Source organism: Streptomyces anandii JCM 4720 (assembly GCF_014650655.1).
GTDB lineage: Bacteria > Actinomycetota > Actinomycetes > Streptomycetales > Streptomycetaceae > Streptomyces > Streptomyces anandii.
In genome coordinates, this window is sequence record NZ_BMVJ01000017.1 from 31,044 (window position 1) to 45,649 (window position 14,606).

Annotated in this window: 13 protein-coding genes; 5 read left to right on the plus strand and 8 right to left on the minus strand. The window is 73.1% G+C overall.

What is annotated here, in order from left to right:
- From IE249_RS38510 to IE249_RS26145, 3 genes are all read right to left on the minus strand, one after another.
- The coding region (locus tag IE249_RS38510) for a radical SAM protein (RefSeq protein WP_229859291.1) at nt 1-245 on the minus strand (245 nt) is incomplete at its 3' end.
- 201 nt (nt 246-446) lie between these two features.
- Complete coding sequence (locus IE249_RS26140) at nt 447-2,066, minus strand: monocarboxylic acid transporter (protein WP_189708515.1); 1,620 nt, start codon at nt 2,064-2,066, stop codon at nt 447-449.
- Nucleotides 2,063-2,419: a DUF485 domain-containing protein gene (locus IE249_RS26145; protein ID WP_189708517.1), complete on the minus strand. Its 357-nt coding sequence runs from the start codon at nt 2,417-2,419 to the stop codon at nt 2,063-2,065. The genes IE249_RS26140 and IE249_RS26145 overlap by 4 nt, the downstream gene beginning before the upstream one ends.
- Nucleotides 2,420-2,679: 260 nt before the next feature.
- Here IE249_RS26145 and IE249_RS26150 point away from each other — a divergent pair, with 260 nt between their 5' ends.
- From IE249_RS26150 to IE249_RS26165, 4 genes are all read left to right on the plus strand, one after another.
- Nucleotides 2,680-4,215: a S8 family peptidase gene (locus tag IE249_RS26150; RefSeq protein ID WP_189708519.1), complete on the plus strand. Its 1,536-nt coding sequence runs from the start codon at nt 2,680-2,682 to the stop codon at nt 4,213-4,215.
- A 50-nt stretch (nt 4,216-4,265) separates the two neighbouring features.
- A complete protein-coding gene (locus IE249_RS26155) occupies nt 4,266-5,810 on the plus strand; it encodes a S8 family peptidase (protein WP_189708521.1) in 1,545 nt (514 codons plus the stop codon).
- A gap of 33 nt (nt 5,811-5,843) precedes the next feature.
- A complete protein-coding gene (locus IE249_RS26160; protein WP_189708523.1) occupies nt 5,844-7,256 on the plus strand; it encodes a CoA transferase in 1,413 nt (470 codons plus the stop codon).
- Between the two features lie 104 nt (nt 7,257-7,360).
- Nucleotides 7,361-8,362: a CopD family protein gene (locus IE249_RS26165; RefSeq protein ID WP_189708525.1), complete on the plus strand. Its 1,002-nt coding sequence runs from the start codon at nt 7,361-7,363 to the stop codon at nt 8,360-8,362.
- A gap of 4 nt (nt 8,363-8,366) precedes the next feature.
- On the opposite strand, the gene IE249_RS26170 is transcribed toward IE249_RS26165, so the two are convergent.
- The 5 genes from IE249_RS26170 to IE249_RS26190 form a co-directional block, all read right to left on the minus strand.
- Nucleotides 8,367-9,077, minus strand: coding sequence for a VIT1/CCC1 transporter family protein (locus tag IE249_RS26170; RefSeq protein WP_189708527.1), 711 nt, complete (start codon nt 9,075-9,077; stop codon nt 8,367-8,369).
- Nucleotides 9,078-9,145: 68 nt separating this feature from the next.
- Nucleotides 9,146-10,378, minus strand: a complete 1,233-nt coding sequence (locus IE249_RS26175; protein ID WP_229859293.1) for an amidohydrolase family protein — start codon at nt 10,376-10,378, stop codon at nt 9,146-9,148.
- Nucleotides 10,375-11,658 (minus strand): amidohydrolase family protein, encoded by a 1,284-nt coding sequence (locus IE249_RS26180; protein ID WP_189708529.1) that lies wholly within the window; start codon nt 11,656-11,658, stop codon nt 10,375-10,377. The genes IE249_RS26175 and IE249_RS26180 overlap by 4 nt, the downstream gene beginning before the upstream one ends.
- Before the next feature lie 9 nt (nt 11,659-11,667).
- Entirely contained in the window at nt 11,668-12,552 is an 885-nt protein-coding gene (locus tag IE249_RS26185) for an SDR family NAD(P)-dependent oxidoreductase (RefSeq protein ID WP_189708531.1), read from the minus strand.
- A gap of 25 nt (nt 12,553-12,577) precedes the next feature.
- Nucleotides 12,578-13,375, minus strand: coding sequence for an acetoacetate decarboxylase family protein (locus tag IE249_RS26190; protein WP_189708533.1), 798 nt, complete (start codon nt 13,373-13,375; stop codon nt 12,578-12,580).
- A gap of 216 nt (nt 13,376-13,591) precedes the next feature.
- Between IE249_RS26190 and IE249_RS26195 the strand changes: the two genes are divergently transcribed.
- On the plus strand, nt 13,592-14,587 hold the full coding sequence (locus IE249_RS26195) for a DEDDh family exonuclease (RefSeq protein WP_189708535.1): 996 nt from the start codon (nt 13,592-13,594) through the stop codon (nt 14,585-14,587).
- Nucleotides 14,588-14,606: the final 19 nt, after the last annotated feature.

Consider the following 14,606-nt stretch of genomic DNA (forward strand, 5'->3'; position numbering starts at 1 on the left):
TCGACGATGCCGACCAGGCCGGGGCGCAGAAGGGGCTCTCCGCCGGTGAAGCGGACCTCCTTGATGCCCAGCGAGGTGACCGCGATGTCGATCAGCCGGACGATCTCGTCGTCCGTGAGCAGGTCGGGCTTGGCCAGCCACTGCAGGCCCTCCTCGGGCATGCAGTACGTGCACCGCAGGTTGCACCGGTCGGTCAGGGAGACCCTCAGATCGGTGGCCACCCGGCCGTAGGTGTCGATGAGCACGTGGCCCCCTCCCTCGTCGAGGATCGCTGTGCCTTGCCGGATCACTGTCACGGATCACTCAATTGTGCGTCATCTGCGAGCCTACGTGACACCACCGACAACGTCGGCGTCCCGATCCGACGAGCTACGGCGCGGCCGCGTCGTAGGACCGTACGACTGGGCCGTACGGGCCTCGCCGACGCGGCCGCGGGGGCCTTGCGCTCAGTGTGCTCCCGTGCCGGTCAGGGACCGCACCTCCAGTTCCGCGTACTTGGCGGCGTCCGGGGTCTCCTTGGACAGCAGGGTGCCCACCACGCCGAGCAGGAAGCCGACCGGGATGGAGATGAGGCCGGGGTTCTCCAGCGGGAACCAGTGGAAGTCGACGTCCGGGAACATCGAGCTGGGCTTGCCGGAGACCACCGGCGAGAACAGCACCAGGCCGACCGCGGTGACCAGGCCGCCGTAGATCGACCACAGGGCGCCGGAGGTGGTGAACCGCTTCCAGAACAGGCTGTAGAGGATGGTCGGCAGGTTGGCGGAGGCGGCGACGGCGAAGGCGAGCGCGACCAGGCCGGCCACGTTGAGGTCGCGGGCCATGGCGCCGAGCACGATGGAGACCGCGCCGATGCCGACGGTGGCCCAGCGGGCGGCGTTCACCTCCTGCTTCTCGGTGGCGTTGCCCTTCTTGATGACGTTGGCGTAGATGTCGTGCGCGAAGGACGACGACGAGGCCAGGGTCAGGCCGGCGACGACGGCGAGGATGGTGGCGAAGGCGACCGCCGAGATCGTGGCGAGCAGGATGGCTCCCCAGTTGGAGTCGACGCCGCCGAGGTGCAGGGCGAGCAGCGGGGCGGCGGTGTTGCCGGCCTTGTTGGAGGCGATGATCTCGTCGGGTTTGATGAGCGCGGCGGCGCCGAAGCCGAGCGCGAGGGTCATCAGGTAGAAGGCGCCGATCAGGCCGATCGCCCAGATCACGGACTTGCGGGCGGCCTTGGCGGTGGGGACCGTGTAGAAGCGGATCAGGATGTGGGGCAGGCCCGCGGTGCCGAGGACCAGGGCGATGCCGAGCGAGATGAAGTCCAGCTTGGTGGTGCCGGTCGCGCCGTACTTCAGGCCCGGCTCCAGGAAGGCGGCGCCCTTGCCGCTGTTGCCGGCGGCGTGGCCGAGCAGGTCGGAGATGTTGAAGTGGAACTTCATCAGCACCATGAAGGTCAGCAGGATGGCGCCGGCGATCAGCAGCACGGCCTTGACCATCTGCACCCAGGTGGTGCCCTTCATGCCGCCGATGGTGACGTAGACGATCATCAGCACGCCGACCAGGGCGACGATGCCGATCTTGCCGCCGTCGCTGGTGATGCCGAGCAGCAGTGAGACCAGGACGCCGGCGCCGGCCATCTGGGCGAGCAGGTAGAAGATCGACACGACGATGGTGGAGGTGCCGGCGGCGGTGCGGACCGGGCGCTGGCGCATGCGGTAGGCGAGGACGTCGCCCATGGTGTAGCGGCCGGAGTTGCGCAGCGGCTCGGCGACCAGGAGGAGGGCGACCAGCCAGGCGACCAGGAAGCCGATGGAGTACAGGAAGCCGTCGTAACCGAAGAGGGCGATGGCGCCGGCGATGCCGAGGAAGGACGCGGCGGACATGTAGTCGCCGGAGACGGCGAGTCCGTTCTGGAAGCCGGTGAACTGCCGTCCGCCGGCGTAGAAGTCGGCGGCGTCCTTGGTCTGCCGGCCCGCCCAGACGGTGATGACGAGGGTCGCGGCGACGAACACCGCGAACAGGGTGATGATCAGCGGCCGGTGCTGGCTCGCCTCACCGGCGGCCAGGGTGATCGCGGGGCTCATGCGCCGCCCTCCATCCGGGACTTGATGGCTTCCGCCTTGGGGTCGAGCTTCGCGGCGGCGTGCCGCGCGTACCACCAGGCGATGAGGAACGTGGTGAGGAACTGGGCGAGGCCCAGGACGAGGGCGACGTTGACGTTGCCGAAGAGCTCGGTGCCCATGAAGTCGCCCGCGTAGATGGAGAGCAGGACGTACAGCAGGTACCAGGCGGCGAAGGCGACGGTCAGCGGGAAGGCGAAGGAGCGGTAGGAGCGGCGCAGTTCGGCGAACTCCGGGCTCTCCTGGACCGCGGTGAACTCCTCGGTGGTGGGGAGGGTGACCTGCGTCTTCGAGGGTGGCGGTGTCTCGGTTGCCACATCAGTCTCCTCGCGTTGCGGACGGGGTAGCGGCGGGGGGCTCGATGCTGCTCGGGCTCCCTGCCCAAGGTCCACGGCGCCACGCGGGGGGCGGTTCAAGTCCTATGAGTTCTTTCGCAAGTGACCTGGGCAAGTCATTGCCGAGTCATTGCTGATCGGTGAGACCGGGAGATAGCTTCACCCTGCACCACCCGTCATGTACCTGCCCGGGCAGTACCTGTCGCTCGGGCGGTTCTGTATCCGGATGATGTGGAGACCCCATGGCTCATCTGCGTTCCAGACGCCGGCTCGCGCTCGCCGTACCGGTCGTGCTGTCGCTGACCGCCTCGCTCGGCTTCCTTCCCGCGGCGGCCTCCGCGGCGCCCGCGGCGCCCGCCGCCCGCGCCTCGGCGCCGACCACCGACGCGCCCGTGCTTGCGTACGTCGTCAACACCAGGACCGACCGTCACACGATCTCGAGCGTGCAGCGGGCGATCACCGCGGCCGGCGGCAGCATCGTGGCGACGTACGACCGGATCGGCGTGATCGTCGTCCACTCCGCGGACCCCGGCTTCGCCCAGCGGATGCGCGCGGTGCGCGGCGTGCAGTCGGCGGGCGCCACCCGGACCGCGCCGCTGAGCGCGTCCGGGACGACCGACGAGGGCGCGGTGCAGTACCTGACCGGGGCCGAGGCCGCGCGGGCGGCGAAGGCGTCGGGCGGCGGCGCCGAGCCCCTCGAGGCGGACCAGTGGGACCTGCGGGCGATCGGCGCCGACCGCGCGGCCAGGATCAATCCCGGCAGCAGAAACGTCACGGTCGCCGTGATCGACACCGGCGTCGACGACACCCACCCCGACATCGCGCCCAACTTCTCCCCCGGCCAGTCCGCGAACTGCGTCAGCGGCAAGGCCGACACCACCTACGGCTCCTGGCGGCCGGTGGACGCCGACCACTACCACGGCACGCATGTGGCGGGCGAGATAGCCGCGGCCCGCAACGGCGTCGGCGTCGCGGGCGTGGCGCCCGGAGTGCGGGTCGCCGGCATCACGGTCGCCCAGCCGGACGCGGGCCAGCTGTTCTTCCCCGAGAGCGTCGTGTGCGCCTTCGTGTTCGCCGCCGACCACGGGGTGGAGATCACCAACAACAGCTACTACGTGGATCCCTGGCAGTACAACTGCATGGACGACCCGGACCAGAAGGCCATCGTCGACGCGGTGAACCGCGCCCAGCTCTACGCGCGCGGCAAGGGCGTGCTGAACGTCGCCGCGGCCGGCAACTCCAACAACGACCTCGACGCCGACGCCCTCGTCGACGACTCCAGCCCCGACGACTCGACCCCGGTCAGCCGCACCGTGGACCCGCACAAGTGCTTCGACATCCCGACCCAGTTGCCGGGCGTCGTCACGGTGAGCGCGGTCGGCGTCAAGGGCGCCAAGTCCTACTACTCCAGCTACGGTGACGGCGTCATCGACGTCGCGGCGCCCGGCGGCGACAAGTACCAGATCCCGGACACCCCGTCGAAGAACGGCCGCATCCTGTCGACGCTGCCGAACAACCAGTACGGCTTCCTCCAGGGCACGTCCATGGCCACCCCGCACGTCGCCGCGGTGGCCGCGCTGCTGAAGTCCGCCCATCCGCACGCCACGCCCGCCCAGTTGCAGGCGCTGCTCAAGGCCCAGGCGGACAACCCCGGTTGCCCGGCCGGTCCGTACGACGGGGACGGCGACGGGGTCGTGGACGCCACCTGTGCGGGCGGCAAGCGGGTCAACGGCTTCTACGGGTTCGGGATCGTCAACGCGCTGCGCGCGGTCAAGTAGACACCGCGGTGGAGATGCACAGCCGAGAATCACAAGGGAGACACGGACACATGACAGCGCACCACCCGCGCTACCGCCGCACCCTGGCCCTGCCCCTGGGGATGGCCATGGCCTCGGCCCTCGCGTTCCTGCCGAACGCCACCGCGTCGGCGGCCCCGGCCGTCCCCGCGGCCGCCTCGGCCCCCGGGACCTCGGCGGACACCTCGGCGTCGCTGAGCTACGTCGTCAACGTCCCGGCCGGGCACGGCGTTTCGGCCCGCGTGAAGAAGGCCGTCGCGCAGGCCGGCGGCACGATCGTGACCTCGTACGACCGGATCGGCGTCATCGTCGTCCACTCCGCGAACCCGGACTTCGCCGTGACGATGCGCAAGGTGCCCGGCGTGGACTCGGCGGGCGCCACCCGCACCGCGCCGCTGCCCGCGCAGTCCACCACCGACCTCGGCGCCCCGCGGCCGCTGACCGCCGCGCAGGCCGCGCAGGCCGGGTCCGAGGCGGCCGCCGGGCAGGACCCGCTGGAGCCGCTGCAGTGGGACCTGCCGGCCATCAAGGCGGACAAGGCGCACGAGAAGACGCTCGGCAGCCCGAAGGTCACCGTGGCCGTGATCGACACCGGCGTCGACGACACCCACCCCGACATCGCCCCGAACTTCGATCGCGAGGCGTCGGTCAACTGCGTCTCGGGCAAGCCGGACACCACCGACGGCGCATGGCGGCCCAGCGCCTCGGAGAGCCCGCACGGCACCCATGTGGCCGGTGAGATCGCGGGCGCGAAGAACGGCGTGGGCATCACGGGCGTGGCGCCGGGCGTGAAGGTGGCCGGCATCAAGGTGGCCAACCCGGACGGGTTCTTCTACACGGAGGCCGTGGTGTGCGGCTTCGTGTGGGCCGCGGAGCACGGCGTCGACGTGACCAACAACAGCTATTACACCGACCCGTGGTACTTCAACTGCGCGGACGACCCGGACCAGAAGGCGCTCGTGGACGCCGTCACCCGGGCCTCGCGGTACGCGGAGAAGAAGGGCACGGTCAACGTCGCGGCGGCGGGCAACGAGAACTACGACCTGGCGTCCCACTCGATCACCGACCCGGTCTCCCCGAACGACTCCACTCCCTCGGACCGGGTGATCGACCCGCACAAGTGCTTCGACATACCCACCCAGCTGCCGGGTGTGGTGACGGTCGCGGCGACCGGCGCCAAGGGCCTCAAGTCGTCCTTCTCCAACCACGGCCTCGGTGTGATCGACATCGCGGCGCCGGGCGGCGACTCGACGGCGTACCAGAAGCCGGAACCGCCGGCGACCAGCGGCCTCATCCTCGGACCGCTGCCCGGCGGCAAGTGGGGCTACATGGCCGGTACGTCGATGGCCTCCCCGCATGTGGCCGGTGTGGCCGCATTGATCAAGTCAACGCATCCGCACGCCTCCGCCGCCATGGTCAAGGCGCTGCTGTACGCGGAGGCGGACGCCACGCCGTGCACCGACCCGTACGACATCAACGGCGACGGCAAGGTCGACGCGGTGTGCCAGGGCACGAAGAACCACAACGGTTTCTACGGCTGGGGCATGGCGGACGCACTGGACGCGGTCACCTGGTGAACATTGATTCAGTCAATACTGCATAGTGCAGTCATGACTGATATCAAGTACGCATGGTCCGCGCTGGGCGGCGACCCCGCTCTCCCGGCGCGGATCACCACCGTGGAGCGGGAGGGCGCGCTGCCCGCGCGCCTTCCCGTACGGCAGCTGGCGCGCGCGTGCGTGGGCGTCTGCGCGCTGGCCGCCGCGGAACTGGGAGCGGTGCGTGCGGGGCTCGACCGGGTGCCTGAGGCGCGCGTGGACGACGGGGCCGTGGCCACGGCGTTCACCAGCGAGCGGCATCTGCTGATCGACGGCCGCGCGCCGGTCGCCTTCGCGCCGCTGTCGCGCCTGTGGCGGACCGCCGACGGGTGGGTGCGCACCCACGCCAACTACCCGCACCACCGGGCCCGGTTGCTGACCGCCCTGGGGCTCGGGGAGGACGCCCGCGCGGACGACCTGGCCGCCGTCCTCGCCGGGCGGTCCGCGCTCGAGGTGGAGGACGCGGTGTACGCGGCCGGCGGGCTGGCCGTGGCCCTGCGCACGTCCGCGGAGTGGGCCGCGCACCCGCAGGGCACCGAGGCGGCCGCGCTGCCCCTGGTCGAGCGGGAGCGGACGGACTCGGCACGCGCGCGCGTGCTCACCCCCTTGGACGGCACCCCCATGCTGCCCGCCGCCGGGCTGCGTGTCCTCGACCTCACCCGGGTCCTCGCGGGCCCCGTCGCGACCCGCACGCTGGCGCTGCTCGGCGCCGACGTGCTGCGCATCGACGCGCCGCACCTGCCCGAACTGGCCGACCAGCACGCGGACACGGGCTTCGGCAAGCGCTCGGCCACCCTCGACCTCGCCACCGGTCACGCCCGTTTCGAGGAACTGCTCGCCTCGGCGGACGTGGTGGTGACGGGGTACCGACCGGGTGCGCTGGACCGGTTCGGGCTCTCGGCGCGGGCGCTGACCGAGCGGCGGCCAGGACTGGTCGTCGCCGAGCTGTCGGCGTGGGGCCGCCGCGGCCCCTGGGGCGGCCGGCGGGGCTTCGACAGTCTCGTCCAGGTCGCCACCGGCATCGCGGTGACCGAGGGTTCCGCGCGGGAGCCCGGCGCGCTGCCGGCGCAGGCCCTGGACCACGGCACGGGCTATCTGCTGGCGGCGGCGGTGCTGCGGGCGCTGACCGAGCAGTCGTACGAGGGCGGCGGCCGCATCGTACGGCTCGCCCTGGCGCGGACGGCGGCATGGCTGACCGGAGCGGACGGCGGGCCGGCGCGAAGCGGGGCGGTGGCGGGCGGGGCGGTGCCGGGCGAGCGTGAGGTGGCCGCCCCGTACGACGGGCCCGGGCCCTGGCTCGCGGAGACCGGCGGCCGGATCGGGCGGCTGCGGTACACCCTGCCGCCCGTCGCCTTCGCAGGTGGACCCCGCGACTGGGCGCGGCCGCCCGTGCCCTGGGGATCGGACGCGGCCCGCTGGGCCTGAGATCGGCGCTCCCGCGCGGGGCAAGTGCCAGGGTGCGAAGCGTCGTTCCCCCGGTTGCCCCGGCCCGCTTGCCCCCGTTCGGGGCGGCTGGTGAAGATCCTCGGGTGACGCTGATACGACCGGCCGCCGAGGCGTCGGACGCCGGCGGGAGGGGCCTCCGCGCGGCACTGGTCCGGGCCGTCGCCGTCCTCCTCCTGGTGGCCCTGGCCGCGCTCGTCCCGCTGCTCGGTCCTTCCGCCGCGCTGCACGGCACCGGCGAGGCCGCCGCCCCCGGCACCGGCGGCACGGCCCTGCTGCGCGCGGTGCTGTTCGCGGCGCTCTGCGTCCCCGTCGGCGAACTGCTCGTCCTGCGGCTGGCCGGCCGCCTCCCCGGGGCGCCCGCGCCGCGCAGCTGGTCCCTGGGGGCGGCCGCCGCCGGTTTCCTCGCCGCCCTGGGGCTCGCCCTGGTGGTGGCCTGCGGCGACCTGGTGCCGCACAGCCCGGCCCAGATCGACTTGGGCAGCTTGTACCGGACCCGGGACGGCTCGCTGGCCCTGCTGGAGGTCGACGCCTTCCTCGTCGCGGGACTGTGCGCCCTCTCCCGGCGTCCCGCGCTGATGGTGTGGCCGCTCGCCGCGGTGATCGTGGCCGAGGCCCTGCGCGCCCACCCCGGCACCGAGAACAGTCCGCTGACCGGATCCGCCCTCACGCTCGTGCACCTGACCTGCGCGGCCCTGTGGGCGGGCGGCCTGCTGCACACCCTGCGCACGCTGCGGCACTGGCGCGGCACCGGGCCCGCCGCCGCGCTGCTGGGCTCCTACGCGCGCGTGGCGGCCGTTGCCCTGGCCGCCGTCACCGCGACGGGCGTGCTGAGCGCCCTGCGCCGGATGCCGCCGGACACGGTGTCGCAGCAACTGACGTCGACGGCCTACGGACGGGCCCTGCTCGCCAAGGTGGTCCTCGTGGCCGGGGTGGCCCTGCTCGCCCTGTGGGCCCGCATCCGGCTGCGGCGGGCGCCCGACCCGCTGTCCGCCTGCGCTCCCGCGCGGGCCGAGGTCGCCCTCCTGGGACTGGTCGTCGCGGTGTCGGGACTGCTGACGGCACTGCCGCTGCCGGTCCGACGGTGACCGCTCACACGCCTGCCGCTCCCAGCAGCGCCCCGGCCGCGTAGGTGACCCCCATGGCGAGCGCGCCGCCGGTGACGTTGCGCAGGACCGCACGGCCGGGCTCGGCCGCGCCCAGCCGGGCGCTGCTCCAGCCGGTGAGGACGAGGGCGGCCAGGACCGACGCGACGGTGATCCACAGGCGCACGGCCGGCGGCGGCAGCACGATCGCGAGCAGCGGCAGCAGCGCGCCCACCGTGAAGGCCAGGAAGCTGGCCCACGCGGCGTGCCAGGGGTTGGTCAGCTCGTCGGGGTCGATGCCGAGTTCCACGCTCGCGTGCGCCCTGAGCGCGTCCCGCGCGGTCAGCTGTTCCGCCGCCTCCCTGGCCACCTCGCGCGACAGCCCGCGCGCGTGCAGCATGTCGGTCAGCTCCCGCAGTTCGGCCTCGGGCTGCTCGCGCAGCTCCCGTTTCTCCTGGGCCAGCGCGGCCATCTCCGAGTCGCGCTGGGTCGACACCGACACGTACTCCCCCGCGGCCATCGACATGGACCCGGCGAGCAGGCCGGCCAGTCCGGCGGTCAGCAGCGCGGAGCGCGAGTCGGTCGCGCCGGCCACGCCGACGACGAGGCCGGCGGTGGAGACGATGCCGTCGTTGGCGCCGAGCACGGCGGCCCGCAGCCAGTTGAGCCGGGTGCCGAGGGCGCCGCCGTGGGTCTCGTCATGCGTTGGTTGGGTCACAGCACGGAGGATCGCACGGTTGCGGTCCCTGCGCGTCCACCCCGGCCCGGGCGCCTGGCCGGGCACCGTCACCAGACCCGCAGCGAGGCTCCCCGCGCGAACACCGGGCTGGTCGCGTCGGCCGGCGGCTCGGCGAGCGGCTCGGCCACCTCCGCGACCGCCGGGCCGACCTTGGCGGCGACGGCGTCCAGCAGGTCCAGGTCGAAGCCGTAGAGGCGGGCGGCGTTCCCGCCGACCATCGCCGCCACCTCGTCGCCCGGCACGCCCGCGAAGGAGTGGCGCAGGGCCTCGCGGGTGTAGGGGTGGGTGCCCTCGTCGTGCGGGTAGTCGCTGCCCCACATGATCCTGCCGACACCGATGCGGTGCCGCAGCGGCACCTCGTGCGGGCGCATGAAGCTGGCGCCGACATGGCAGTTCTCGCGCCACGCCGTGGAGGGCGGCGCGCCCATCCGCTCGGCGAGGCCCGCGCCGAACTTCGACTCGGCGGTCGCGGCCCGCGTGGCCGCCGCGACCAGCCGGTCGTGGTAGTAGTCCAGCATGTCGAGCACCCCGGGGATCCAGCCCGAGCCCTGCTCGGTCAGCACCAGGTTCAGGCCCGGGTGGCGGCGGAAGGCGCCGCCGAACACGAGGTGCCACAGGGCGCGGTGGGAGAACCAGGTGGTCTCCACCATGAACACCGCGCGCGCCGCCGGTTCGTCGCCGAGGGGCGGTGAGGCCGAGCCCGCGTGGTGGTTGACGGGGACGCCCAGTTCGGCGCAGACGGCCCAGAGCGGGTCGTAGGACCGGGAGTACAGCTCCGGCAGGCCCGAGCCCGGCGGGGTGCCGGGCAGCAGCACGCCCCCGGTCAGTCCGGCCGCCGCCGCCCACCGGATCTCCCGTACGGCCTCCCCGACGTCGTTGAGGAGGATCTGGCAGACGCCCGCGCGGCGGCCCGGCGCGGCCGCGCAGAAGTCGGCCAGCCAGCGGTTGTGGGCGCGCAGTCCGGCCCACCGCAGCTCGAACTCGGCGGCGGTGGGCGCCGGTGCCATGAGGGCACCGGAGGGGAAGAACGGCGGGATGGTGTTGGGGAAGACCACCTCCGCGACGATTCCGTCGTCCTCCAGCTCCGCCAGCCGGCGCGCCGAGTTCCAGTTCCGGTCGGCGCTGTCGGCGAGCAGGTCCTCGTGCGGGTTCACGTACGCGGCCGCCCACGCGTCGAACGCGTCGTGGTACCGGCGTTCCAGGTACGGCCGGTAGTCGTACAGGTCGGCGCCCGCGTGACAGTCCGCCGAGATCACCGTGTAGCGGTCCTTGGCGTTCACCGGTCCGCCCCCAGCACCGGGAAGTCCCCGCCGGTCAGCCAGTGCCGGCCGCTCTCGCGCGAACGCGCCCAGGAGGCCTCCACGGCCGCCTGGTCGCGGGGCTGGCCGAGGTCGGCCGGGGTGGGCCCGATCCGGCGGGCGAGCGGGGCGAGCCGCTCGACGTCGAAGCCGAACACCTCGGCGGCGGCCAGGCCCAGCATGGTCCGGGTCTCGGCGACCGGGATGTCGTGGAAGGTACGGCGCAGCCACGCGCGCGTGTCCGGCCAGGTGCCCTCGGGGTGCGGGAAGTCGCTGCCCCACAGGATGTTGCCGACGCCGATCTCGTAGCGCTGGGCGAGTTCGCGGCGCTTGGTGTTGGTGGCGCACACGAACACCTGCCGGTCCAGGTACTCGTGCGGCGGCCGCTTCAGCTCCTCGAAGGGGGAGAGCTTCTTGCCGCCGTGGGCGCCGAGGTAGAGGCGGTCCATGAACCACAGCAGGTTGGGCAGCCACCAGCAGCCCGACTCCGCGACGCCGAAGCGCAGGCCCGGGTGGCGTTCGAAGACGCCGGACCAGAGCAGGAACCACAGCGGGCGGGCGGGCCACCAGGTGACCTCGGAGACGTAGATGCCGAGGTGGTCGCCGTACTCGTGGCGCGGGGCGGCGCCGGAGTGGGTGAGGACCGGCATGCCGCACTCGGCCGCGGCCGCCCACACGGGGTCGTAACGCCGGTCGTGGTAGGGCTCCTTGCCGGCCCACATGGCCGGGATCATCAGGGCGCCGAGGCCCGACTCCCGCGCGCGGTGGATCTCGGCGACCACCTCGCGCACCTCCGCGGTGACGGGCAGCAGGGCGACGCCGCAGTGCCGTTCGGGACTGGCGGAGACGAAGTCCGCGAGCCAGCGGTTGTGGGCGCGGGCTCCCGCCAGGCCCAGTTCGGGGTCCTGGTCGCCGGAGAGGCCGAGGCCGACCCCGAAGGGCGCCGCGGTGCGGCTGTCGACGGCGTCCGCGTCCGGGAAGACGACCTCGGCGGCCACACCGTCGCCGTCGAGCTCCTTGAGCCGCTGTGCGCCGTCCCAGCCGCCGCGCAGGCCCTCCTCGTTGTCCTCGAACCACCTGCTCGCGAAGGCCTCGTTGCGGATGCCGAGCCGGGTCATCTCCTCGCGGCGCCGGTTGCGTCCGGCGAGGAACTCGTCGAAGTCCCGGTGGAACCGGGTGTCCAGATAGGGCCGGTACTCCTCGGTGGGCGGTCCGGCGTGGCAGTCGGAGGAGATGATCAGGTAGGGCTCCTGACCGGTCATCGCGCCCCCTCAGTCCAGGATGAAGGTCTCGAGGTACGACGGGTTGGCGCGCTCCAGCATCGAACGCGCCCGTGCCCGGATCCGGGCGTCGCTGTCCTCGCTCGGAGGCAGCAGCCAGAAGCGGCCGGCGCGGATGCCGTCCACGACGAGTCCGGCGACCTCCTCGACGGGCGTGAAGCGCGCCTCACGGCCCGCCGCGCGCATCGCCGTCTCCCACTGCGCGAGACTGCGGTACGGGGTCCTGCGGGGCCGCCGCTTGGCGTAGCGGGCGGGGCGGTTGCGGTACGACTCCCACAGCCCGGTGCGCAGCATGTGCGGCCCGGGGAAGAGCACCGAGGCGCCCACGCGCGCGTGCTTGGCCCTCAGCTGGGCGTACAGGGACTCGGTCAGGGTGACGACGGCCGCCTTGGTGACGGCGTACACGGACGCGGTGGGCAGGGGTGCGATACCGCCGTCGCCGGACGAGGTGTTGACCACGTGTCCGGGCTCCCCGGAGGCGATCATGCGGGGCACGAAGGCCTGGACGCCGTGGAAGACGCCCCACACGTTGACGGCGAGGGCCCACGCCCAGTCGTTCGGATCGTGCTCCCACACGGGGCCCTCGGCGCCCGAACCGACGCCCGCGTTGTTGCAGAGCACGTGCACGGCGCCGTACGCGCGGTACGCCGACTCGGCGAGGTCCATCACCTGGTCGCGCTCGCCGACGTCGGTCACGCGCGCGTGCACGTCGGCGCCGTCCGCGCGCAGGGCCGCCGCTGCCTTGTCCAGGGCCGCCTCCTCCACGTCCGCGAGGACCACCTTCAGGCCCTCGGCCGCGAAGCGCCGGGCCATGGCCAGACCGATCCCGCTCGCCGCGCCGGTGACGACGGCGACCTGTCCCGCCTCCAGCCGCATCACACGCTCCCTTCCCGGAGCCGCATCACAGGCTCCCTTCCGGCGGCCCGTCGTGGACGTGCAGCGGGTCGTCGTAACGCTGGTGGACGTAGGGCAACAGGGCCAGCGCGTCCACGCGTTCGACGACGCGGCCGCGCTGGTCGCCGGTCTTCTCGCCGAGGGTGATGCCGAGGAGGCGGCGCACGGGCAGGTCCGCGACCGGGTCGTACGGCGACTCGCGCAGCACGACCTCCCCGGTGACCCGCTGGAGCCGGCGCACCTTCTCGTGGCGCACGCAGTGCACCAGCACCGGTTCGGCGTCGAAGCCGGAACCGTCCACCGCGGGCAGGAACTTGACGTAGAAGTCGGTTCTCGGCGCGGGCTCCGGCGGCGGCAGTTCGCCGCTCACGGTGCCGCGCACCTCGACGAAGGCGATGCCGTGCCGGGCAAGGACGGCCCTGATGAGGTCGCCGTCGCGTTCGAGGGTCACCTCGCCGAGCTTCTTGGGCTCCCCGAAGACCTCCCGGCCGCCGGTCAGGGCGCGCTCGTGGGTCATCGGCATGACCAGCGGGTACCAGCCCTCGACGCCGTCGTGGGCGGCGGCGACGGCGAACGAGCCGGCGCCGAGCGGGTATCCCGGCATGCCCACCTGGCTGATGTTCACCCGGACGAGCGGGCTGCCGGTGGGTTTCAGGGGCGGCGGCAGGACCGCCGCGACCGCCTCCGGGTCGGTCTCCCACAGGGCGGCCACGCCGGTGGACCAGATGTCGGGGAGCCGTGAGCGCGCGGCGCGCGCGGCGGCGATCTCCGCCTCGGTCCGCGCGCCGTAACGTACGCGTGCCATGTGCCGTACCGCCCTTCTTCTGACGGGGCGTCAGTCACCAGTGACAGGCTTACAGCAGTCGGCGCGAGGGGTAAACAGCCGCGCGGGCACCGGCCACGCGCGCTTGTCGGCGCCGGGACCGGGCGGGCACGCACCGGGGGAGGGCCGGCGGGTGCGGGCGCCGCCGGGGGCGGGCGGGCGCGGGAGTGTCGGTCGCGGCCCGTATCCTCAGGGACCATGCTCGAAGACCGCATGATCGCAGCGTCCTCCCCCACACCGTGGCCGGCCGCGTATCCGAAGGGATACGCGGTCGTTGACGTGGAGACCACCGGTCTGGCCCGGGACGACCGCATCGTCTCCGCGGCGGTCTACCGGCTGGACGCGCACGGCGAGGTCGAGGACCACTGGTACACACTGGTCAACCCCGAGCGCGACCCGGGTCCGGTGTGGATCCACGGGCTGACGAGCGAGGCGCTGGAGGGCGCGCCCCTCTTCGCGGACATCGCCGAGGACTTCTCGTCCCGGCTGACGGGCCGTGTGCTCGTTGCGCACAACGCGGTCTTCGACTGGCAGATGATCGCCCGGGAGTACGCGCGCGCACGGCGCGAGGCCCCGGTGCGGCAGCGGCTGTGCACCATCGCGCTGTCCAAGGAGCTCGGCCTGCCCCTGCCCAACCACAAGCTGGAGTCGCTGGCGGCGCACTTCGGCGTGGTGCAGCAGCGGGCGCACCACGCGCTGGACGACGCGCGCGTGCTGGCGGAGGCGTTCCGGCCGAGCCTCGCGGCCGCGGCGGCGGGCGGGGTGCGGCTGCCGCTGCTCGAGTGCCGGCCGCTGACGGAGTGGTCGGACCGGCCGGTGCCCCGGCAGCCTTCGGGAGGCCATGGCGGCTACGGCGGCTACCGGCCGGGGAGTTGGCGGCCTTCCCGCAGAAGGCCCGCATGCCCCTATCCCAACCCGGGACGCTACGAAGAGGGCAAACGCCTCAAACAGGGCATGCGTATCGCCTTTTCGGGTGACACCTCGGTCGACCGGGAACTGCTGGAGGACCGCGCGACCGAGGCCGGGCTGCACGTCGCCACCAGCCTGTCCCGGCTGACCAGTCTGCTCGTCACCAACGACCCGGACTCGGGCACGTCGAAGGTGGTCAAGGCACGGCAGTACGGCACGCCCGTGGTCGACGAGGCGGCCTTCGGGCAGCTGCTCGCGGACGTGGAACCGGCGGACGGCGGCTGACGGACGTACAGAGGACCGG

What these genes read in the sequence shown, in the direction of transcription:
- IE249_RS26155 (WP_189708521.1), top strand. Translation starts at nt 4,266, where the DNA reads ATGACAGCGCACCACCCGCGCTACCGCCGCACCCTGGCCCTGCCCCTG.
- IE249_RS26150 (WP_189708519.1), top strand. Translation starts at nt 2,680, where the DNA reads ATGGCTCATCTGCGTTCCAGACGCCGGCTCGCGCTCGCCGTACCGGTC.
- IE249_RS26195 (WP_189708535.1), top strand. Translation starts at nt 13,592, where the DNA reads ATGCTCGAAGACCGCATGATCGCAGCGTCCTCCCCCACACCGTGGCCG.
- IE249_RS26185 (WP_189708531.1), bottom strand. Translation starts at nt 12,552, where the DNA reads ATGCGGCTGGAGGCGGGACAGGTCGCCGTCGTCACCGGCGCGGCGAGC.
- IE249_RS26160 (WP_189708523.1), top strand. Translation starts at nt 5,844, where the DNA reads ATGACTGATATCAAGTACGCATGGTCCGCGCTGGGCGGCGACCCCGCT.
- IE249_RS26140 (WP_189708515.1), bottom strand. Translation starts at nt 2,066, where the DNA reads ATGAGCCCCGCGATCACCCTGGCCGCCGGTGAGGCGAGCCAGCACCGG.
- IE249_RS26190 (WP_189708533.1), bottom strand. Translation starts at nt 13,375, where the DNA reads ATGGCACGCGTACGTTACGGCGCGCGGACCGAGGCGGAGATCGCCGCC.
- IE249_RS26180 (WP_189708529.1), bottom strand. Translation starts at nt 11,658, where the DNA reads ATGACCGGTCAGGAGCCCTACCTGATCATCTCCTCCGACTGCCACGCC.